20 protein-coding genes and 1 pseudogene are annotated in these 20,085 nt (G+C 66.1%); 3 read left to right on the top strand and 18 right to left on the bottom strand.

Going from position 1 to position 20,085, the window contains the following annotated elements; translation table 11 throughout:
• The 17 genes and pseudogenes from Rhe02_RS05825 to Rhe02_RS05745 all read right to left on the bottom strand — a co-directional run.
• Positions 1–1,243 (bottom strand): annotated as a pseudogene (locus Rhe02_RS05825) (hypothetical protein); the annotation flags it as partial.
• Between the two features lie 221 nt (positions 1,244–1,464).
• The gene (locus tag Rhe02_RS05820) at positions 1,465–1,956 is read right to left on the bottom strand and encodes a hypothetical protein (protein WP_203907023.1); all 492 of its coding nucleotides are present in this window, start codon (positions 1,954–1,956) and stop codon (positions 1,465–1,467) included.
• 186 nt (positions 1,957–2,142) lie between these two features.
• Positions 2,143–4,749, bottom strand: coding sequence for a proprotein convertase P-domain-containing protein (locus Rhe02_RS05815; protein ID WP_239123425.1), 2,607 nt, complete (start codon positions 4,747–4,749; stop codon positions 2,143–2,145).
• 394 nt (positions 4,750–5,143) lie between these two features.
• Complete coding sequence (locus tag Rhe02_RS05810; RefSeq protein WP_203907021.1) at positions 5,144–5,875, bottom strand: GAF and ANTAR domain-containing protein; 732 nt, start codon at positions 5,873–5,875, stop codon at positions 5,144–5,146.
• On the bottom strand, positions 5,872–6,408 hold the full coding sequence (locus Rhe02_RS51120; RefSeq protein ID WP_239123422.1) for a GAF domain-containing protein: 537 nt from the start codon (positions 6,406–6,408) through the stop codon (positions 5,872–5,874). The genes Rhe02_RS05810 and Rhe02_RS51120 overlap by 4 nt, the downstream gene beginning before the upstream one ends.
• A gap of 365 nt (positions 6,409–6,773) precedes the next feature.
• On the bottom strand, positions 6,774–7,979 hold the full coding sequence (locus tag Rhe02_RS05800; protein ID WP_203907019.1) for an ABC transporter ATP-binding protein: 1,206 nt from the start codon (positions 7,977–7,979) through the stop codon (positions 6,774–6,776).
• A gap of 8 nt (positions 7,980–7,987) precedes the next feature.
• Positions 7,988–8,821, bottom strand: a complete 834-nt coding sequence (locus tag Rhe02_RS05795; RefSeq protein ID WP_203907018.1) for a carbohydrate ABC transporter permease — start codon at positions 8,819–8,821, stop codon at positions 7,988–7,990.
• Complete coding sequence (locus Rhe02_RS05790; protein ID WP_373320596.1) at positions 8,821–9,762, bottom strand: carbohydrate ABC transporter permease; 942 nt, start codon at positions 9,760–9,762, stop codon at positions 8,821–8,823. The genes Rhe02_RS05795 and Rhe02_RS05790 overlap by 1 nt, the downstream gene beginning before the upstream one ends.
• A complete protein-coding gene (locus Rhe02_RS05785) occupies positions 9,759–10,985 on the bottom strand; it encodes an ABC transporter substrate-binding protein (RefSeq protein ID WP_239123420.1) in 1,227 nt (408 codons plus the stop codon). The genes Rhe02_RS05790 and Rhe02_RS05785 overlap by 4 nt, the downstream gene beginning before the upstream one ends.
• 117 nt (positions 10,986–11,102) lie before the next feature.
• Positions 11,103–11,678 (bottom strand): alkaline shock response membrane anchor protein AmaP, encoded by a 576-nt coding sequence (gene amaP / locus Rhe02_RS05780; RefSeq protein ID WP_203907016.1) that lies wholly within the window; start codon positions 11,676–11,678, stop codon positions 11,103–11,105.
• Positions 11,678–12,211 carry a DUF6286 domain-containing protein gene (locus Rhe02_RS05775; protein WP_203907015.1) on the bottom strand — a complete coding sequence of 178 codons (534 nt, stop codon included), beginning with the start codon at positions 12,209–12,211 and terminating at the stop codon, positions 11,678–11,680. The genes amaP and Rhe02_RS05775 overlap by 1 nt, the downstream gene beginning before the upstream one ends.
• Before the next feature lie 13 nt (positions 12,212–12,224).
• Positions 12,225–12,638, bottom strand: coding sequence for an Asp23/Gls24 family envelope stress response protein (locus Rhe02_RS05770; protein WP_203907014.1), 414 nt, complete (start codon positions 12,636–12,638; stop codon positions 12,225–12,227).
• Complete coding sequence (locus Rhe02_RS05765) at positions 12,635–12,826, bottom strand: hypothetical protein (protein ID WP_203907013.1); 192 nt, start codon at positions 12,824–12,826, stop codon at positions 12,635–12,637. Before Rhe02_RS05765 ends, Rhe02_RS05770 begins: the two co-directional genes overlap by 4 nt.
• The gene (locus tag Rhe02_RS05760) at positions 12,823–13,137 is read right to left on the bottom strand and encodes a hypothetical protein (protein WP_203907012.1); all 315 of its coding nucleotides are present in this window, start codon (positions 13,135–13,137) and stop codon (positions 12,823–12,825) included. Before Rhe02_RS05760 ends, Rhe02_RS05765 begins: the two co-directional genes overlap by 4 nt.
• Positions 13,137–13,607 (bottom strand): Asp23/Gls24 family envelope stress response protein, encoded by a 471-nt coding sequence (locus Rhe02_RS05755; RefSeq protein ID WP_203907011.1) that lies wholly within the window; start codon positions 13,605–13,607, stop codon positions 13,137–13,139. The genes Rhe02_RS05760 and Rhe02_RS05755 overlap by 1 nt, the downstream gene beginning before the upstream one ends.
• A gap of 103 nt (positions 13,608–13,710) precedes the next feature.
• Entirely contained in the window at positions 13,711–14,976 is a 1,266-nt protein-coding gene (locus Rhe02_RS05750) for a cation:proton antiporter (protein WP_203907010.1), read from the bottom strand.
• A 113-nt stretch (positions 14,977–15,089) separates the two neighbouring features.
• Positions 15,090–15,533: an ABC transporter permease gene (locus Rhe02_RS05745; RefSeq protein ID WP_203907009.1), complete on the bottom strand. Its 444-nt coding sequence runs from the start codon at positions 15,531–15,533 to the stop codon at positions 15,090–15,092.
• A gap of 331 nt (positions 15,534–15,864) precedes the next feature.
• Here Rhe02_RS05745 and Rhe02_RS05740 point away from each other — a divergent pair, with 331 nt between their 5' ends.
• The 3 genes from Rhe02_RS05740 to Rhe02_RS05730 are packed head-to-tail and all read left to right on the top strand — an operon-like array spanning position 15,865 to position 19,633.
• Positions 15,865–16,461 (top strand): PadR family transcriptional regulator, encoded by a 597-nt coding sequence (locus Rhe02_RS05740; protein ID WP_203907008.1) that lies wholly within the window; start codon positions 15,865–15,867, stop codon positions 16,459–16,461.
• Positions 16,458–17,183, top strand: a complete 726-nt coding sequence (locus Rhe02_RS05735) for an ABC transporter ATP-binding protein (RefSeq protein ID WP_203907007.1) — start codon at positions 16,458–16,460, stop codon at positions 17,181–17,183. The genes Rhe02_RS05740 and Rhe02_RS05735 overlap by 4 nt, the downstream gene beginning before the upstream one ends.
• A complete protein-coding gene (locus tag Rhe02_RS05730; RefSeq protein ID WP_203907006.1) occupies positions 17,180–19,633 on the top strand; it encodes an FtsX-like permease family protein in 2,454 nt (817 codons plus the stop codon). The genes Rhe02_RS05735 and Rhe02_RS05730 overlap by 4 nt, the downstream gene beginning before the upstream one ends.
• 20 nt (positions 19,634–19,653) lie before the next feature.
• On the opposite strand, the gene Rhe02_RS05725 is transcribed toward Rhe02_RS05730, so the two are convergent.
• Positions 19,654–20,076 carry a TOBE domain-containing protein gene (locus Rhe02_RS05725; protein ID WP_203907005.1) on the bottom strand — a complete coding sequence of 141 codons (423 nt, stop codon included), beginning with the start codon at positions 20,074–20,076 and terminating at the stop codon, positions 19,654–19,656.
• Positions 20,077–20,085 lie beyond the last annotated feature (9 nt).

The following is a 20,085-nucleotide window of genomic DNA, read 5'->3' as shown; positions in this document are numbered from 1 at the left end:
CCGACTGTCCGCCATGCCCGGCCGCGCTTATATCGCCACTGGCGTGAGCAGGCCCCGCCGCCGACTGTCCGCCATGCCCGGCCGCGCTTATATCGCCACTGGCGTGAGCGGGTCCAGGCGCCGACTGTCCGCCCTGGCCGGGCGCGCCGCTGTGACCGGACACTGTCGATGGGCCCGGCTGGCCGGCCTTGCTCGCACCAGATCCACTCTGGACTCCGCCAGAGCGTGACAAGGCCCCGGCCTGCGCAGCCGCCGCCGCAAGACCGGCCGCCGCGCTACCCAGCCCGATGCCGAGGGCGGTGCCCAGCCCAGCGAAGCCACCACCGACCACCGCATGGCCCATCACCGCGCCCGCCCCCTCCGAGCCGAACCACGCGAAGATCCCGGCCAGACCCATGTCAGAGCACGGCTCGCCGCTGTCGGTAACACACTCCTGCCAGCCACCGTCGTCGGCCCACACGCCTCGCGCCCGCAGCACCGACACGGCCAGCGACACCGCGAACAGCAATGCCACCGCTGCCACCCCCGGCCGCGCCGACCCACGGGCGAGCAAGAACGACAACACCGCGCACCCGACTCCAAGTGCCAAGCCGACCCACCAGTTGCCGACCAGCCAGTCCACCAGCAGGCCCAGCGCTTCGCCCACCATCACCATGAACGGCCCGACCAGCAACACCGCTCCGGCGCCGCCTCTCGGCGAGGCTATGCCGCACAACGCTTTCCAGATCCGAATCAGCGCAAAATTGAGAATGACACCAACCGGCGTCGCCGCCAGAGTCAGCAGCACGAGTCCTAAAGCGAGCGACACCGCAGACGAAATCACCGTCGAAATGATCAGGCTGATCGAGGCGCCCCAGAGCAGCATCGCTGTCGCCGTGCCGCGGCTGTGCGACATCGTCTCGCCGAACCGTCGCGGAATCGCAGCCAGATCCGAGGCCATTGTCCGCCAGCCGCGCTGCCATCCATAGCTGACCAGCCCACTGACCAGGCTGAACAGCAGCAGCCAGAACAACCAGTTCTGCGGCTGCCCCTCAGCGGTGGCGATCGTGTCACCATCTGGATCGACGACGTAGCCCTCAAGCTCGACCGCCATGATGTAGGTGTTCCAGAACCAGCCGAAGACGAACGCCAAGACACTCAGCAGAACAGTCATCCCGAGGTGTTTACGGGTCCAGCGCCCCCACTGCGCCAGCACATCCGCCGTCCACACCAGACCCGCGCGAACTGTCACGCTCTCGTCCATCTTGCCCCCTCGTCTCATGTCTCGCGGAGCAAATTTTGCGAGCAGAATAGAGCAAGGTTGACTATCGGGTCCAAACTATTCATCTACATGAGCCGTTCGCACGGTGTCATCGTGACCTGACGACGCATCATTCCGCCCACAAGTCGGCGGGCCGCAGAAAACGGTCTCGGGACCGCCGGGAGGAGGCTGTCCCGAGAACCAGAAGGAAGACGGCCTACTGCTCAGCAGCCGCTCGTCATCTGCTGCCAGCCCACCCACAACTGGCCGTAGGAGCTGATGTCGACGGTGGTGCCCCTAACGCCCACCGTGTTGCTGGCCCACAGCACAGCGCCGCCGTAGTCGTACAGGACGAAGTTTCCGTCCTGCTGATAAATCGCGTACGTGTCATTCCATCCGCGGTCTGCGGTGTTCGAGGCCCAGCACACCTTGGTCGCTTGGTGACTGGAGGAGCCTTTGTACATGACGAGGTTGGTGTCGAGCTGCATGATGAGCCAAAACGTCCTGTTGGTCCCGCCATACGTCACCGAAATGTACTCGCCGGGGTAGAGTGCCTGGCCCCGGGAAAGTGCTGTCCCGCCCGCCGAAGCTGACGCGGGAGCCGCTTGGGAAACGATCAGGGTTCCGGTGAGCGATACGACAAGGACGAGCGCGCTGAGGAGTCGTCCGAGCTTCGTCGATGGCCTGTCGTGTTTGCTGATCGACTCTGTGATCATAAGAATCCCCCACTAGTCGAGTCCGCGCCTCCGCTAGAAGGAAGTCGCGACTTGAATAGGGTCAGCATGCGGTGGCGTCAGCCATGCTGCAACGGTGTTCGCCTGTGACCGAACGATCCACCACATTGGCGACGCGCCATCCAGAATTCTGGATGGCGCGTCGCTTTCTAAGGGGAGGAGTGAAAGTTAGAGGGTTAGGGTCCAGCTGTCGATGAAGCCGGTGTCGGCCGAGGCGTTGTCGTTGACCCGCAGGTTCCAGGTGCCGTTCTTGACCTCGCTGGAGAGGTTGACGGTGTAGGTCTGGTTGATGTTGTCCGCGGATCCGCCGGCCCTGTTGTGCAAGGTGTAGAGGGTGCCGTCGGGGGCGACCAGCTGGACGAGAAGGTCACCGATGTAGGTGTGGACAATGTGGACTTCCACCGTGGAGGCGGTTGAGCCGTTGCCACTGCAGCCGGAGATGGTGACCGGGCTGTTGACGGTGGTGTTGTCGGAGATCGTCACGTTGGTGCCGTTGGTCCCGGTGCATCCTGGCGGCGTGCTGGCGGTCAGGTTGAGGGTCCAGGTGTCGATCGTTCCGATGTCACCGCTTGCGGCGTCCTGGACGCGGAGCTTCCAGGTACCGTTGGCGACCTCGCTGGACAGGTTGACGGTGTACGTCTGGTTAATGTTGTCGGCGGATCCGCCTGTCCTGTTGTGCAGGGTGTAGGCGCTGCCGTCGGGGGCGATGAGGCTCACCACGAGGTCACCGATGTAGGTGTGGATGATGTGGACCTCGACCGTGCTGGCGGTGCCGGCATTGCCGGCGCAGCCGGAGATGGTGAGGGAGGATTCGACAGTCGTCAGATCCGGGATGGCCACGTCGTTGCCATTGGTGCCGGAGCATCCCGGCGGGCCGTTGACAGTCAGCGTGTAGGTGGTGCTGCGGGTGGAGGAGGCGCCCGTGCCGGTGACGGTGATGCTGTAGGTGCCGGCCGGGGTGCTTGCCGTGGTGGCGATCGTCAGGGCCGACGTGCCGCCGGCCGAGGTGATCGACGTGGGGCTGAACGACGCGGTGGCACCGGTCGGCAGGCCTGACGCGCTCAGGGCCACCGTTTGCGCGGACCCGTTGGTCAGCGTCGCGGTCACCGTGGAGGTGGCGGAGCCGCCCGGGTTGACCGATCCGGAGTTGGGCGCAGCCGCAAGCGAGAAGTCATTGCCGGCCGGGCAGGCCGCGTCGCTTCCGGCAACGTTGACGGCTGTCCACGCCGCCTGAACGGCCTTGTACTCGACGCTGCACAGGCCGTAAAGGTCGGTGGCCGCGGTCAGCGTGTAGGCACGGGAGGTGTTGGCCGGGGTGGCCGTGTTCACGTAAGAGGTGTTCGAGGTGAAGTAGACGTCGAGTGCGCGGAACCAGATCTTCTCGGCCTTGGCGCGGCCGATGCCGGTCATCGCGGGCGCCGAGCCGCACAGCGGCGAGGTGCCGAACGGTGTGGCGCCGGTGCCTTCGGCGAGGTTGAAGTAGAAGTGGTTGGCGGGGCCGGACGAGTAGTGCACGTCGACGTTCTTGGTCGTGGTCGACCAGCAGCTGTGCGACGAGCCGTCGAGGCTCGGGTTGTACATGTAGCGCAGCGGGGTTCCGTTGCCATTGATGTCGATCTTCTCGCCCACCTGGTAGTCGCCGGGGTCGGCCGTGGTGTTGGCGTAGAACTCGACCATGTTGCCGAAGATGTCACTGGTCGCCTCGTTGAGGCCACCGGACTCCCCGGAGTAGGTCAGGCCGCCGGAAACCACGTTCTCGGTGACACCGTGTGACATCTCGTGGCCCGCCACATCAAGGGCGACAAGCGGTTTGGCGTTGCCCGAGCCGTCGCCGTAGGTCATCTGCGCGCCGTCCCAGAACGCGTTCACGTAGCTCGCGCCGTAGTGAACCCGCGACGGAGCGCCGGTGCCGTTGCCGAAGATGCCGTTGCGAGCGTGGACATTCTTGTAGTAATCGAACGTCATCGCAGCGCCGAAGTGGGCGTCGACACCCGCGGACTGGCGGTTGGAGTTGGCTCCGGTGCCCCACACGTTGTCCGCGTCGGTGAAGTTGGTGCACGTCGAGGTGCCGTTGTTCATGTCGCAGGTCCGGTTGTTACCGTGCGACGGATCGATCATGGAGTAGGTGCTCCCGGACAGCGTCGCGTCGACCGGCACCGCGCCCGAGTAGAGGCTGTTTCCTGTACCCACAACGGTTTCGATGTCATCGAAGGAGCCGATGAACGCGCCGGTGTTCGCGTCGGTGATCACGTGCAGCACCGACGGGGTCTGGCCGTCCGGGCGCCAGCCTGAGACCACGGTTTCGTAGGCGAGGCGGCCCAGCCCGGAGCTGGCGTCAACGAATAGCTCGGGGGTCGCTACCGCGTTGATGGTGCCGGTGAAGCTGGTTTTCGCCGCGGCGGTGGCCGCGGCCTGGGTGACACCGGCCACAGTGGACAGTGTCAACGGGTTGACCAAGCCGACCGAGCTTCCGGCATAGCTGCCGTCGGCCTTGCTGTGGATGACGAAGTCGCCTCCGTACACACGCAAACCGTTGAAGGTGCGGGTGTAACGGACATGGCTGGCGCCACTGGCGTCAACGATGCTGCGGTAGACGCGATAGCTGTCTCCGCCTGCGGCGCGTACGTCAGCGGGGTGTGCCGAGATGGCCGAAGCGGCGCGAGCCGTCGGCGACGAGCCCGGCCCGTCCGGTGCGGCGGCGCTGCTTGCTGCCGACACTGCCACGAACGCGCCTGCCAGAATGGCGGCGCACGCGGCGGCAAGGGGTTTTCTCACGAGTCCTCCCCGACTCCAAGGGTTCCGTGAACGGTAGTCACGGGTAGCCATCTGGATACCGGAGTTTTGGTGAAAGTGAAAGACCTTCTTATTGTCACTGATGTATGTAACAATCCTTCGATGTGATGCGCGGGTCTGGCACCGTCCACATAGCACCCAGCGATCCAGCCGCAATCAAGGCGGTCGACTAGGTAATGATATCAATAGATGGCATCGTCCAATCGCGACCACGTGGTCCGCTAGCGGCCGCGGGCCAGCCGGCACTATTCGGGCCTAAGAGGGATGGCCTGGAACAATAGCCGCGTTGCTGCCAAAGGGAGAGCCCGGATGGAGTGCCCTACGTGATGATCGATGGATAAGTCCTACGTGGACTCTTGCGGCTTCTGACCCGGAGCTATTTGTTGGCCAGTTCGGGCATGCTTGGTAGGTCCTCGATGACGGCGTGGGCGACGTGCGTCAGGTGCAGATTCCTACTGCGGGCATAGCTACGAATAAGTTCAAAAGCCTCATGGGGGCTGATTCCGCGAGCGTGGGCCAGGACCCCCTTGGCCTGTTCGATGACGATGCGGCTGTTGAGGGCGGATTGAAGCTGCTCGACGAGGATTTCGCTGCGGCTGATAGCCCTTTCCTGCAGCAGGCCAATCGCGGCGATATCAGCCAAAGCTTGCACGATCTGAACTTCGGCGTCACTCAACCGGGCACCGGCCGCGCCGGTGAACACGTTGAGCGCACCGATGGTGTCCTGGCGAAGCCGCAGCGGAAACGCGTGCACAGAATGGAATCCGGCGGCCACCGCGCGGGGCGCGAACTCGGGCCAGCGATCGGTGGCCGCGGCGAGATCGGCATTTACCACGGCACAGTGGGTTCGGAAGGCATCCATACATGGCCCTTCCTGTTCCTGGATCTGGAAGAGCTCCAGCAATCTGAGCGTCTCGCTGGAGGCGGCCATGAACTGCAGACGCCCATCGTGGTTGGTCAGAAGCAGGCCAACCGAGGTGCCCTCCAGCAGCTCGGCAATGCGGTCGGCCAGCCGCTGCAGGAACTCTATGAGATCAAATTCGTCGATGAGCGTGTCGGCGAACTCGACGAATGTCCGCGCGACGCCTTCAGCGGAAATGGTGGTCATGGCTGCGGAGCGCCTCCTATGTGCGGTGTGAATGCGAAGTGATCATGGTTGCGCCGATTCAAGGTGCAGTCTTCCAGCGATGATGTCGGCGGCGATGTCACTGAGGCGCCGATCGTGCCGGTACGCGTGAGCGCGCATACGTGCCAGGGCGTCGGCAAGGCTGATCCCCAGCTGCGCGGTAACCATGCCCTGTGCCTGGAACACTTCGGCGCGTGAGCCCAGCAGGTCCTGCCCAGCCCTTCCCCGTCAACGGCGTCGCCCTCGTTGAGCAATGTGGAGGTTGCCATTTCGGCGAAGGTGAAGGCGAGCCCAAGTTCCTTGTGTGGCAGCATTCCCGCGCTGGCGCGGAAGACATCCAGGACACCCAGGCGCGCCGCACCGACTTGCAACGGAAACGCGAAAACGGCCCGCACCCCCAGAGTGTGCACCGCCAGCCCATAGGCCGGCCAGCGAGCCATCGCCGCGGCGTCCAGGTCCGGGACCAGCACGGGGCGGCGCTGCGTGAACGCCTCCACGCAAGGACCTTCACCCATCGTGAACTGCAGCTCCTCCAGCTGCTCGGCCAGCGGGTCGGAGGCGGCCTACAAGCCGCGGACCATACCCTCGGCCATCAGTGTCACGCCTACGCCTAAGGCGCCCAGCACCGGCGCTGCTGCGGCGCACAACCGGTGCATCCGGTCGGCCGGGCTGGGCGGGGTGGGGCAGGGCAGGCTGCGCGGCGATCAGCTCAGCGACGTGCAGGAATCGCTGATCCACTCTCGGGTCACCCCATGTCCCGGTCGGGGCAAGGGCGCGCACAAGATGCCCACTTACCTGGCATGCCGTGCCTTCCGAGGAGGTGCCGTGTCAGAGCAGTCCCCAGCCCCTAACACCGCGATGCGGCATCCGGGCCGGTTGATCAATCCGAGGCGACACCTGCGGCGATGCCATCGTGCAGGGTGAGGTTGCGGCCGGTGGCGGGGTTGAAGAGGTGGATTCGGTTCAGTGGCAGCCAGATCCGGTGCGGCTGGCCGGCGGTGGCGGTGGACTCGGCGGGGAAACGGACGGTCAGGTTGGAGCCGCTGAGCATCGCTGTGTCGCCGGTGTCGGCGGCTAGTTCTTCGAGCTCTGCGGCGCTGGCCGAGGCGCCTTCGATGGTGAAGTAGACGAATTTGTCTGAGCCCAGCGACTCCACGAGGTCCACTGTGGATTCGAACTGCACCCCAGGCCCCAGGTCTTGCCCTTCCACCAGATCGGCGTCGAGGAAGTGCTCCGGGCGAACTCCCATCACAAGTTCGTCCGGCACGTCCGGGGCCTCGAGCATTTTCTGCATCCGGCGGCCGACCGGCAGGTCGCCGACAGCGGTGCGCAGCATGCCGTCGGCCACGCTGGCGTGGAGGAAGTTCATCGAGGGCGAGCCAATGAAACCGGCGACGAAAATGTTCGTGGGGTTGTCGTAGAGGGCTTGTGGCTTACCGACTTGCTGGACTGCTCCGCCGCGTAGCACCACGACCCGGTCGCCGAGGGTCATCGCCTCGGTCTGGTCGTGTGTCACGTACACCATGGTGGTGCCCAATTGCTTTTGAAGCCTTGCCACGACGGTGCGCATCTGGACCCGTAGCTTTGCGTCTAGATTGGACAGTGGCTCGTCCATGAGGAAGGCCTGCGGGCTGCGCACGATGGCGCGTCCCATCGCCACGCGCTGCCGCTGACCACCCGACAGGTTCGCCGGACGGCGATCCAGCAGCTCGGTGAGCTCCAGAAGCTTGGCCGAATCATTGACCCGCTTGTCGATGGTCGCCTTGTCGATCTTCGCCAGCTTGAGCGGGAAGGCGATGTTCTCCCGCACAGTCATGTTGGGATAAAGAGCGTAGGACTGGAACACCATGGCGATGTCGCGCTCACGCGGTTCACGGTCGTTGACCCGCTGACCGCCGATGCGCAACTCTCCGGAGCTGATGTCCTCCAACCCCGCGATCATATTGAGGAGAGTGGACTTCCCGCAGCCGGACGGCCCGACCAGAATCACGAATTCGCCGTCGGCGATCTGCAGGTCGACCTCTTTCACGGCGATGGTGCCGTCGTCGAATCGCTTGGTTACCTTATCGAGTACCACATCGGCCATGGCTTATCTCATCCCTTTACTGCGCCAGAGGTCAGCCCGGCGACGATGCGGCGCTGGAAAAGCAGGACGAACACAATGATCGGAATCGTGATAACCACGGCCGCGGCGGAGGTCGCGCCGGTCGGGTCTTCGAATTGCGTGGCCCCGGTGAAGAAGGACAGCGCCGCGGGCACGGTGCGGGCGCGTTCGGTCGATGTCAGCGATATCGCGAAGAGGAAGTCGTTCCAGCAGAAGATGAATACCAGGATCATGGTGGTAAACACCCCGGGTGCGGCCAGCGGCACGATCACCTTCTGGAAGGCTTGTGCCTGGGTGGCGCCATCGGTCTTGGCGGCCTTCTCCAGGTCCCACGGAATTTGCTGGAAGAAAGCCGTCAGCGTGTAGATAGCCAACGGTAGCGCGAAGGCGATGTAGGGAATGATCAGGCCCAGCCAAGTGTCGAAAAGCCCAAGCCGCCGCTCGATTTCGAATAGCGGGGTCACCAGGGAGACCTGCGGGAACATCGCTGTGAGCAGTGCGGCGGCCACCAAGGCCTTCTTGCCGGGAAAGTCCAGCCGGGCGATGGCGTAGGCGGCGAGGATGGCCAGCACGACCGCGATCGCGGTGGAGATGACCGCGATGCCGATGGAGTTGATCAGCGATCGGACGAACTGGTCGGTCTGGAAAATCTGCTGGTAGCTGTCCAGCGACCATTGGCGTGGAATGAAATTGCCGTCGGCCAGGGTGGCGGTGGTCTTGAGCGACAGCGAGGCGATCCAGACCACCGGGAAGAGCGCGTAGATCACCACCAGGAGGTCCAGCAGCCCCCAGCGCACATGCCGGCCGGACATCTTGCGGGCCATCAGCGCCTCCCTGTGTCGCTACCGGGCGCGGCGGTGCCGAACAGTTTGACGAACACAAAAGCGATGATCGCGATGGTGAGGAAAATCAGCACAGACATGGTGGAGCCGATTCCCAGGTTCAAGCCTTTGATCAGATTGTTGTAAGCGATCATCGATACCGACGAGGTGTTGTTGGCGCCGCCGGTCAGCACGAAGATGTTGTCGAAAATCCGGAACCCGTCCAGCGTGCGAAACAGAAGCGCCACAAGGATTGCCGGCTTCATCACCGGCAGCATCACCTTGACGAACTTCTGCCACCGCGTCGCGCCGTCCATCGAGGCCGCCTTGAGTAGATCATCAGGAACCAGCGCCAGACCGGAAAGCAACAGCAGCGCGGTGAACGGCGTGGTTTTCCACACTTCGGCCAGAATGATGATGGCGATCGCGCTCGGGCGTTCCGTCAGCGGAGCCCCGCCGGTCAGCTCGGCCAGGTATCCGCCACCGGGCGTCCACGCGTACTTCCACGAGAAGGCGGCAACGACGGTGACGATGCCGTAAGGGATCAGCGCCGCGGTGCGCACCGTGCCTCGCGCCACGATGGTGTAGTGCATGACGAGCGCCAACCCCATGCCCAGAACCATCTCGATCGCCACCGAGATCACAGTGATCAGCACCGTGACTCCGAAAGCGCTCCACCAATACTGATTGGTCAGCACTGTGACGTAGTTTGCCAGTCCGATGAATTTCTGGTCCTGCGGGAACTTCAGATCGGAACGCTGAAGCGAAAGCCAGATCGCATAAATCATCGGGTAGGCGGCCACCGCGGCCAGCACGATTACCGCTGGCGCGCAAAGCATCCAGGCCAGCCTGCGCTCGGCTCGCTTTCCCTCCGAAAGCCTTGCCTTGCCGACCCGGCTGCGCATCTGGTTACTGGCGGCCGCCGTCGCGGCAGCCTGGCTCATGGCAGCACCCCTTTGGACTCAAGCGCATCCTGTATCTCACGGCGCAGCTTGTTCGCGGTCTTCTCCGGCTCAATGTCCTGGGGCGGGGACAGCCCAGCCGAAAGCACAGTGGACACATTCTGATACGCGGGTGTTCGCGGGCGCACGGCCGGATCCCTTAGCTCTTCGAGAATTTCATTTTTCATCGGGTACGCCTCGTCCATCTGCGGATCGTCATAGACGCGCTCGATCGTCGGCGGAACGCCGTCGTGGACCGCCGAGAACAGTTGGTGCTCAGCGTTGCGCAGGCAGGCTGCCACTTCGAAAGCCAGCTCCGGATGGGGAGAGTAGCGGCTGACCGCCATGTTGTAGCCGCCGATGGTCACCTTGCTCGGCACGTTGGGGTCGACCGCCGGATAGCGAGCCCATTTAACGTTTTTGAGCAGGTCGGGTGCGGCTTCTGCCATGGCTGCGTAGACGAACGGATAGTTGAGCTGAAACGCGCCTTGGCCGCTCTGGAACTGCAGTCGCGCGTCGTCCTCCTGGGTGTTGGTGAACGACGGGTTGGTTATCCCGGCGGAGGCGAAGCGCTGCAACAGGGCGAGCGCCTGCACCGCCCCGGCATCCATCACCGCCTCGGTGCCGGCTTCGTTGATGATCATGCCGCCGGCGCTGGCGACCAAGGTGTTGTAGAGCACGACGAGGCCCTCATACTGCGCGCCCATGGTGATGACCTGATACGTCTTGCCCTGCGCCTTGAGAGCCTCGGCCGCTTTGATCATCTCGTCCCAGGTCTTCGGTGGCTCGCTGACGATGTCGGAGCGGTACCACAGCAGCTGGGTGTTGGTGTTCTTCGGCGCCGCATAGAGCTTTCCTTGGTACCGGGCCGACTCCAGCGGCCCGGCCAGCGTGCCGGTCTCGACCTCGGTCCGGCGATCGCCGGTCCACTCCAGAATCCATTCGGCGCTGGCGAACTCGGGCGTCCATGTCACATCCAGGCCCAGCACGTCCATGCCGGTGTCGCCGGCCGCAAGCCTGCGGACCATCTGCACCCGTTGATCGTCGGCGCCGCGCGGCAGAATCCGGTAGGCGATCTGGTATCTGCCCTGCGCCTGGCCAGCACACTGATCGACGACCTGCTGAAAATTCTGCTCAGGCGCGTAGTAGACGTTGATGGTCGGGATGCCGTCGCCGCCGGACCCGCACGCCGCTAGCGGAGCCAGCAGCGTCAGAGTCGTCGCCACTGCGGCAAAACGTAGTCCCGCACGAGAGGTCACGTTCGTACCGTATAAATTGCATCGGCGATATGTGCATCATTTCGCCGTTTTGGTGCCATCGGTGCCGTGGCGAGGCTTCCGCCATCAAGCGACTCGGGCGGGCTGCTGGCGTGTCAGCTCCAGATCGAGCCGGATCGGAAGGTCCGGCCGGTCCAGTGCGTGCCGCGCGTGGGCCAGCGCGCCGTGCTCGATCCGGTCGCGCAGCGCGCCAAGGTCGGCGTCCCCGTCGACGTCCACAGTGACCGCCATCCGTGGCTCCTCGGGATCGCCGATGAGCCACACCCTTGCCGCCCGAACGCTGTGGTATCCCTCGATTTCGCCGCGGACCGCGCGGGCGACGGCAGGAGCCGCGAGAGTCGTGCGGTCGGTGGCGCGGTCGGTGTGCAACGCGAGCACCCGCACCCGATCGGTGGAGAACAGCACCGCGAAAAGCCAGCGCAGCACCAGCAACAACACGATCACGGCGACCGCGGCGGCGACGGGCCAGAGCCAGCGCCCGTTGTCGCCGAAGTAGCGGCTGAGGGCGCTGTCGGCGAGGGTGCGGTCGGCCAACGCCGAGCCAAACGCTCCGGAGCCGGCGAGCAGGCCCGCCACGCCGGCCGCGGTAAGCAGCAATCCGAGTAGCAGCAACAGGATTCGGTTCGTACGGTCGGCATGCATCACGGCCTCCGGGAGATGTTCACCGCGAGCTGCGGTGGGCGACGCAGGTGGAGCCGATCGAGCCGTCGCCTTACCGAGCTGGTGACAGCGTCGCTCAGCGCGGCTGGATCGCTATCGGTGCTGCCTGCCGCGGCCCGGACTCTGATCCGGCGTCTGCCAACTATGACCCGCTGCGGTCGCACCCCGTCGACCTCGCTGACGGCCGCGGTCACGTCGCGCACCAGCCCGCGTCGCGTGATGGACGCGTCGGTCGCAGGATCGGGGCTGTCAACGGCGAGGCGGCGTACCTTCGACGGCCACAGCTGCCCGATCACCAGCGCCAGGCCGATCAGGGCGAGCAGCAGGCTCACGCCCATCACCGCAATATCGCCCCAGGTGGTGCGCTGCGCCCACGCGTATGCCGCGGGCCAGTCCACCAGCACCGGATCGGCGCCGACCAGCTTGGCGACCACCTCCGCGATGACCACCACGGCCAAGGCGATCACGGCCAGGCCGACGATCAGCGCGAGCAGGCGGTTGACGACGATTCTCATGCTTCCCCTTTAGCTAGCGCACCCGGGCCGCAGGCACCGTTTCGGTGACCAGATCGGCAACAGCGACGCGCACCTCACCAACCTGCAAGCCGGTCAGCTGCTGCATCCTCTGGCGCAGGTGCTCGCTCAGGGACGCGGACACCTGCAGCACCGACGCCGGCCAGCGGACGCTGACTACCAGATCGAGGTGTATCTGCCCCTCGTCCAGATGCGCGACCACCTTCGGCTGCCGGTGCAGGTCGGCTCCCCCGCCGCTGAGCATGTCCCCTCCAGGCATTCGCGCCAGCCCTCGCGCCGGCCCACCGACGTCTGGCAGTTCGGTCGCGGCCCGGGCGGCGACCTTGGCGATCGCTTGCTCGCTGATGCGGATCACGCCTAGCTCGGGCGTCCAGGCATCCTGGGCGGGACGCTCGGTGAAGACGGTCATCGTGGGCTCCGCCGTTGCTGCGTCATCGAGGTCAGACTGCTCACGTCAAGCTCGCCGGCCAGGACCTTGGTGACCGCCCAACCGGCCGCCCCGAACAGGGCCACCACCAGCATCGGCCCGAAGCCTGCGAAGACGAGCACCAAACCGAGGACCACGCCCACGACGGTGCCGAATTGTGTCCGGTTCATAATCGGTTACTTCCCTTCCGCCGGGGCGGATCCCCGAGATCGGCGATCGTCACGTCGACCGCGCGCTTGCCGACCAGCGGCGTCACCGCGGCCCGGATGCCGGCGGCGATCTGCGGCACCGGCATATTCCACGCGGCGCGCACCTGTACCTCGACCGCGCCGGTGCCCACCCGGACGCCAACCAACCGGCGTCCGGGCAGATACGTCGCCACCTCGCCCGGGAAGCCACCGTGCAGGTCCTCGACGCCGCGACAGCCGCGCGTGGCTCGCGCCACCGCGTCCACATCGACGCCGTCGATGACGCTGCTCATCACGACACCCGAGCGGGGCTGCGTTCATCCTCGCCCGTGTCGGGCAGGTGCACGTCGTCCACGTTGACGTTGACCTCGACCACTTCCAGTCCGGTCATCCGTTCTATGGACTGCTTGACGTTGCGCTGCACGCCGCGCCCAAGCTCGGCGATGTTCGAGCCGTAATCGACCACGATGTCGAGATCTATCGCGGCCTGCGTCTCGCCGACCTCAACACCGACGCCCTGCGCGACATTGGGTCCAGAACTTCCCGGGATCCGCTCCCGTATGGCCCCGAAGGCACGCGCAGTGCCGCTGCCCATCGAATACACCCCGGAGACCTCCCGGCACGCCAGACCGGCGATCTTCTGCACCACCCCCTGCGCAACACTGATCTTGCCGTCGTCAGTGGTGAGGCGGTCATGCCTGGGCTTGTCTTCCGCGCCTCTCTCGGCACTCTGCGCCGAAAGGCGATCCATCGTCTGCGTCATGAGCCGTGCTCCTTCGCTAAATGGGAAAGCGTGACGAGACCTTATTACCCATATTTGCCCGACTCAGACATATTTTGAGCTTTTCTTCGCTAATATCCAGCGGCTAAGCGGCGCGGTTGTCGGCGGCACGATCCAACAGCCGCATCACCGGGGTGGCGGTGATGCCATGAACCACGACCGAGACCACGATGACGAAGCCGGTGATAGCCCAGATCAGGTCGGCGCGGGGGAACCCGGCGTGATTGGTCGCGTAGGCGAGGTAATAGACCGAACCGACGCCGCGGATTCCGTAGAAGGCGATGACGGCGCGCTGCCCACGCAGCACCGGCCCGCGGTAGAGCGCCAGCCATCCGCTGACTGGCCGGACCACGAAGAGCAGAGCGAGTCCAACCAGCGCACCGGTCCAGGTCAATGGGGTCAGCAGGCCGCCGACCACGGCGCCGCCGAGCAGACAGAGCAGCGCGACGGTCAGCAGCCGTTCGGTCTGCTCGGCGAAATCGTGCAGCACCTGGTGGTACTCATGAGATCGCTCGGCCGCTCGGATGGCCCGGGCGCAGACGAACACGGCCAGAAAACCGTATCCGCCAATCAGTTCGGTGATGCCGTAGGCAAGGGCGGTGGCGGCGATGACAAGGAAACCCTCGGAGTGTTTGGCCAGGCGAAGGGTCTGTGAGCGAGCGCGGAAGAACAACCGGCCCAGCAATCGTCCGATGATGAGGCCACCGGCCACGCCGGCCACGACCTTGTAGAGCACGTCGACGGTGAGCCAGTGGGCGATCCAGCCACCCGGAGCGGTGCCGGCTACCGCCATGGCCATTGCCGCATAGACGAAAGGAAAGGCCAACCCGTCGTTGAGCCCGGCTTCGGAGGTGAGGGCGAAGCGCACCTCGTCCTCGGCTTCTTCCGGCGCGGCGTCCGTTGCGCTGTCCTCATTGGGTTCGCCGACCTGAACATCAGCGGCCAGGACGGGGTCGGTCGGGGCCAGCGCAGCGGCCAGCAGCAGCGCGGCGGCGGGGGCCAGTCCAGCCCACCATCCCAGCAAAGTCATGGCGGCGATGGTCAGCGGCATCGCGACCGCCAGCAGCCGCCACGTCGACGACCAGCGCCGCCAGCCCAGTGGGCGATCGATCTTCAGGCCCGCACCCATCAGCGCGATGACCACGCAGACCTCGGTGAGGTGTTCAACGAATGGCAGGTGGGCTTGTGGATCTGGTTCGGGCAGGCCGGTGGGCAGCGCGAACAGGATCATGCCCAGGCCGAGGAACACGATGGGCATGGACAATGGCCGTCGTTCCAGCAACCGGGGCAGCAGCCCGGCCAATAAGGCTCCCGCGCCAACAAGCGCAAAAACAAGATCGTTTGTTTCCACCTCACCCCCAAGACCATTCTGTACCCCGAGGGACCACGCCACACGCATGACCGGGGACAGGCCTCGGTCAGACTGTCCGGAATGGACCGCCGGAGCTGCCTGGGCGTCGGCGCTTATGACGTGCGCAGAGCGTCGGTGGGGTTCAAGCCAAACCCGGGTGCCTGCGTCGACAAGGTTGATGCCCAGCTGGGTGGCGGCCTCGTGGCCGAGCACGACGACCGGGGACCGCATAGTGGCCTTGTTGAGGAAGACGCTGCCGTGGCGGTGACCCGCTGGACACCGCTGGTGCGGGCGATGCCGGTGGCCGCCGACTGCGGCAAGGCCGCCTCCTCACCGCCGACCCTTTGCCCGTTGACCACGGTGAGCAGGTTGGTGCCCAGCCGATCGATGCGGGCCAGCAGGTCGGACTGGCTGGAACGGGTGATGCCGAGCACGCCGATGATGGCCGCGATGCCGATGGCGATACCCAATGTGGACAGTGTGGCGCGCAACGGACGGCTGCGCATACCTATGGTGGCCAACGGAAGCAGGCCGGTGGCACGTACCCGGGAAATCATGCGGTCCATCCAGAGTCGGCGACGATCCGGCCGTCGCGCAGGTCGACCCGCCGCGGGCAGGCGGCGGCGACGGTGGTGTGCCTTCGGTCAGCGTGTCGCCGGTGACCTCCACCGTCGCGGTGGCTTCATCGAACAGTCCCGTCTGCACCGGCACTAACCGGCGACCGTTGTCGTCGATGACGGCGACCTGATACCCGCCGGATTCGCCCGCGAGCAGCGCGGTCACCGGGACCAGCGGGCACACGGGCTCAGCTAATCCACAGGTGGAGGGATGTGTACTCGGTATAATACTGTGTATAGTACCGGGTATGCTTACCGAAGGTGATCGGCTATGAGCGTCCGCCACGCCCTGCTGGCGCTGCTGGCGGAAGGCCCGAAATATGGGCTTCGCCTGCGCCAGGAGTTTCAGGCTCAGACCGGCGAGGTCTGGCCGCTGAATGTGGGACAGGTCTATACGACGCTGCACCGGCTCGAAAAAGAGGGCAACGTCGAATCCGACGAGGTCGACGGCACCCAGAAACGCTTCCGGATCACGGCAGAAGGCTCGCGTGAGCTGCAGCGGTGGTTGCACACACCCCCGGACACCGATGCGCCGCCCCGCGACGAGCTGGTGATCAAGGTGCAGGTGGCCTTGCGGATGCCGGGCGTCGACGTCATGGAGCTGCTGCAGGTCCATCGCCGCCACATGGTGGAGGCAATGCAGCGCTATACCCATCTCAAGGCCGAGACCCCACCCGGGGAGGTCGGCCTCGGCCTGGTGATCGATGCCCAGCTGTTCCGGCTCGAAGGCATCGTGCGCTGGCTTGACGCCGCTGAGGCCCGCCTGCGTCACCTGCCAGATCAGTCCTGGGCAGCGTCCGATGTGGACCTCGCCCCGGACACGGGATCCCTGCGCCAGCGGGCGAACGCCTTGGGAGGCAACCGATGAGCGCAGTGCTTGAACTACGCACAGTGTCCAAAGTGTACGGTGAAGGGTCGGCGCAGGTGCATGCGCTACGGGAGGTCGACGTCACCGTCAGCTCCGGCGAGCTTGTGGCGGTGATGGGCCCGAGCGGGTCAGGCAAGAGCACTCTGCTCACGATCGCCGGCAGCCTTGAGGAACCGACCGCGGGCGAAGTGCTGATCGGCGGGAACGACATATCGCGGATGTCGGGCAACGACCGCGCCCGGGTACGCCGCCGTTGCATCGGATTCGTCTTCCAGGACTTCAACCTGCTCGCCGGGCTGACCGCGCTGGAAAACGTGGCGCTGCCCCTCGAGCTCGACGGCCTCGCCACCAAGGACGCCCGCAAAGCCGCCCTCAGCATGCTCGACGAGCTCGGGCTCGGTGAGCGGGCCGCCCACTTCCCCGACGATCTGTCCGGCGGGGAAAGGCAGCGCGTGGCGATCGCCCGTGCCGTGGTCGGCGACCGCAAGCTGCTGCTCGCCGACGAACCCACCGGCGCGCTCGACTCGGTCAACGGCGAGATGGTGATGCGCATGCTGCGCGCCGCGTGCAAGAACGGCATGGCCGGTGTGGTGGTCACCCACGATGCGCAGCTGGCGTCGTGGGCCGACCGGGTCGTGTTCATCCGCGACGGCAGGATCGTCGACCAGACCAGGACTCCGGATGGCCCGGAAACCTTGCTCAGCACGGGATCTCCATCATGACGGCGCTGGCCGAACCGGCGGTCAAACGGGCCGCCGGGGGTGGCCTGCCCGCCCGGCGCGCGGTGATCCGGTGGGCGGTAAGGCTTTACCGGCGCGAGTGGCGTCGCCAGATCCTGATGCTGATTCTGCTTGCGGTCGCGGTGGCCGGTTCGGCGTTCGGCGTGGCCGCGACCTACAACATGTCGTCGACCAGCGACGGCAAGTTCGGTAGCGCAGGACATCTGCTGACCTTCGACGCCTCCGACCCCGCACAGCTTGCCGCCCGCATCGCCGCCACCCGGCAGTGGTACGGCGCCACCGACGAGATCGGGCACCGGTTCGCTGCGGTCCCAGGTCTTTTCGACCCGGTCGACATCCGCGCCCAGAAGCCCGGCGGCGTTTACAGCACACCGATGCTGGCCCTGCGTCAAGGCCGCTATCCTCAGGGCCCCAACGAGATCGCGCTCACCGACAAGGTGGCCGGCACCCTCAAAGCCGCGATCGGCGCGCCGGTCAGCCTCGATGGCAAGACCCGCACCATGGTCGGCCTCATCGAGAACCCGTCCGACCTCAACGACGAATTCGCTGTCGTCGACCCGGCCGCAGCCGACCCGGCGCAGTCGGTGACGGTACTGGTCGGGGGCAGCGTCCAGAACCTTCAGGACTTCCGCCAAACCCTTGCCGGCCCGGTGGCACGCGAGTCGCGCCCCGATCTGAGCCGCACCTCGATCGCGCTGATCGTGCTCGCCCTGGCCGCTGTCGGGCTGCTGCTCGTGTCGCTTGTCGCCGCGGCGGGATTCGTGGTGGCCGCCCAGCGCCGCTTGCGCCAGCTCGGCATGCTCGCCGCCATCGGCGCCACCCAGCGGCATCTGCGGCTGGTGATGCTCGCCAACGGCGCGGTCGTGGGCCTGATCGCCGGCGTCGCCGGCACCGCGGCCGGAATCGCCGCATGGCTAGCTGTGGCAACGACGGTCGAGACCGCGGCCGGGCACCGCATCGATCGCTTCGACCTGCCCTGGACCGTGCTCGGCCTGGGCATCGTGCTCGCCTTCCTGACCTCGACCGCCGCCGCGTGGTGGCCGGCCCGGGCCATCGCCCGTACCCCGGTCCTGAACGCCCTTTCCGCCCGGCCGGCCAAGCCCCGGCCCGCTCGACGCTCCGCGCTGCTCGCCATCATCCTTCTCGCCGCAGGATCCGCGGCGCTGTGGGCATCCGGCGGCACCAGCCCGGCATTGCTCGTCGGCGGCGCTCTGGCGACCGCGATCGGCGTGCTTTTCGTTGGCCCGCTGGCGATCCGGGCCCTCGCCGCGCTCAGGCGGCTGATGCCGGTGCCGATCCGGCTGGCACTGACCGACCTGGTCCGCTACCAAGCCCGCTCGGGTGCCGCCCTCGCGGCGATCAGTCTCGCCCTGGGCATCGCCGCCGCGATCGTCATCGGATCGGCCGCCGCCGAATACACCGCCCACCGCGAGGCCGGGCTGGGCAACCTCGCCGACAGCCACCTGCTGGTGCGCATCGGCGAGCCCGCACCCGTCATCCCCGAACGCACAGCGCAGCAGTCCGCTGCCCTGCAGGCACAGGCCGATGCCATCACCGCCGCCCTCGGCGGGAGTTCCTCGGTGATCCCGCTGGACATGGCGGTGGTGTCGTCCCACACCGACAGAGGTGGCAGCGGCCAGCCGGGGCATCCGGCGGTCGAGCTCAGCATCGAGATACCCGGCGAGGAATACCTTGCCTCTTACCCGCTTTTCGTGGCGACACCGCAAATCCTTGCCCTCAACGGGATCGACCCGGCCACTATCGCCAACGACGTCGACGTGCTCACCTTCCGCACCGGGCGGTTTCAGCTGTCCAACATCCCCATGCGGGACCTGGTACCCGTCACCAAATCCATCCCTAAGCCGGACTATGCCTCATCGCCCAGCTCCCTGATCACCCCTGCCGCCATGGCCCGGCACGGCTGGGAGGCGGCCCGCGTCGGCTGGTTGATCCAGGCCGACCACCCGCTGACCGCGACTCAGCTAAATGCCGTACAGGACTTGGCGGCCAGCTCCGGCCTGACCGTGGAAACCCGCCGCGAGGAGGCCTCGCTCGGCTCCTTGCGCAGCGGCGCCACGGGAGCCGGTGCGCTACTTGCCCTGGCGGTGCTGGCCAGCACGGTGGGCCTGATCCGCAGCGAGGCCGGCAACGATCTGCGGTCGCTGACGGCGATGGGTGCGCCAGGGCGAATCCGGCGCACCCTGACCGCAGCCACGGCCGGCGCGCTGGCGCTTCTCGGCGCGATCCTCGGTGCGGCAGGGGCCTATCTTGTCCTTGCCGGCGCCTACCAGAACGACCTCACCGTTCTCCAGCAGGTACCGGGCTGGCACCTCGCCGCGATCGTCGTCGGAATCCCTTTGCTGGCAACGCTCGCGGCCTGGCTACTGGCCGGACGCGAACCCGTCGTCTTCGCCCGGCGCGTCCTCGACTAACTTTTTTGACGGGTACGAGGTCAGCGCGCGCCGACGCTGACCTCGGTCGATTTCACCAAGGCGGTTACCTCGTCGCCGGCGGCCAGACCCAGGTCCTCGGCGCCTTCCCGGGTGATCGCGGCCGTAAGCTCCTGTCCGCCTGCCAGGTCAAGCTTGACTGTGGTCATGACGGCGCCGTGGTCCACACCGGACACTGTGGCCGGGATCTGGTTGCGGATGCTGACCAGACCCACCGGGCCGACCGCCACCGCCACCTCCGTCGACTTGATCAACACGAGGGCCGGGCTGCCCACCGCGAGGCCGAGCTCGTCGATCGCTTCCAAGGTGATCGCTGCGAGGATCTCCGTTCTGGCGGTGAGGCGGATCCGGACAGTGCCCATCACCTCGCCCCGGATGACGTCGGTGACCTCGCCGTCGAGCTGGTTACGGATGCTCAGGCGCATGTTGCCCCA

The sequence above is a fragment of the Rhizocola hellebori genome, assembly GCF_016862955.1.
Taxonomy (GTDB): Bacteria; Actinomycetota; Actinomycetes; order Mycobacteriales; family Micromonosporaceae; genus Rhizocola; species Rhizocola hellebori.
The sequence above is the reverse complement of the archived record's forward strand: the minus strand, read 5'-3'. Positions and strand labels throughout refer to the sequence as shown.

Bases quoted from the DNA above. Each gene is read 5' to 3' on its own strand.
- Rhe02_RS05820 (WP_203907023.1), bottom strand. From the start codon at position 1,956: ATGATCACAGAGTCGATCAGCAAACACGACAGGCCATCGACGAAGCTC.
- Rhe02_RS05810 (WP_203907021.1), bottom strand. From the start codon at position 5,875: ATGACCACCATTTCCGCTGAAGGCGTCGCGCGGACATTCGTCGAGTTC.
- Rhe02_RS51120 (WP_239123422.1), bottom strand. From the start codon at position 6,408: ATGGGTGAAGGTCCTTGCGTGGAGGCGTTCACGCAGCGCCGCCCCGTG.
- Rhe02_RS05800 (WP_203907019.1), bottom strand. From the start codon at position 7,979: ATGGCCGATGTGGTACTCGATAAGGTAACCAAGCGATTCGACGACGGC.
- Rhe02_RS05795 (WP_203907018.1), bottom strand. From the start codon at position 8,821: ATGGCCCGCAAGATGTCCGGCCGGCATGTGCGCTGGGGGCTGCTGGAC.
- Rhe02_RS05790 (WP_373320596.1), bottom strand. From the start codon at position 9,762: ATGAGCCAGGCTGCCGCGACGGCGGCCGCCAGTAACCAGATGCGCAGC.
- amaP (WP_203907016.1), bottom strand. From the start codon at position 11,678: ATGCATGCCGACCGTACGAACCGAATCCTGTTGCTGCTACTCGGATTG.
- Rhe02_RS05775 (WP_203907015.1), bottom strand. From the start codon at position 12,211: ATGAGAATCGTCGTCAACCGCCTGCTCGCGCTGATCGTCGGCCTGGCC.
- Rhe02_RS05770 (WP_203907014.1), bottom strand. From the start codon at position 12,638: ATGACCGTCTTCACCGAGCGTCCCGCCCAGGATGCCTGGACGCCCGAG.
- Rhe02_RS05765 (WP_203907013.1), bottom strand. From the start codon at position 12,826: ATGAACCGGACACAATTCGGCACCGTCGTGGGCGTGGTCCTCGGTTTG.
- Rhe02_RS05760 (WP_203907012.1), bottom strand. From the start codon at position 13,137: ATGAGCAGCGTCATCGACGGCGTCGATGTGGACGCGGTGGCGCGAGCC.
- Rhe02_RS05755 (WP_203907011.1), bottom strand. From the start codon at position 13,607: ATGACGCAGACGATGGATCGCCTTTCGGCGCAGAGTGCCGAGAGAGGC.
- Rhe02_RS05745 (WP_203907009.1), bottom strand. From the start codon at position 15,533: ATGATTTCCCGGGTACGTGCCACCGGCCTGCTTCCGTTGGCCACCATA.
- Rhe02_RS05740 (WP_203907008.1), top strand. From the start codon at position 15,865: ATGAGCGTCCGCCACGCCCTGCTGGCGCTGCTGGCGGAAGGCCCGAAA.
- Rhe02_RS05735 (WP_203907007.1), top strand. From the start codon at position 16,458: ATGAGCGCAGTGCTTGAACTACGCACAGTGTCCAAAGTGTACGGTGAA.
- Rhe02_RS05730 (WP_203907006.1), top strand. From the start codon at position 17,180: ATGACGGCGCTGGCCGAACCGGCGGTCAAACGGGCCGCCGGGGGTGGC.
- Rhe02_RS05725 (WP_203907005.1), bottom strand. From the start codon at position 20,076: ATGCGCCTGAGCATCCGTAACCAGCTCGACGGCGAGGTCACCGACGTC.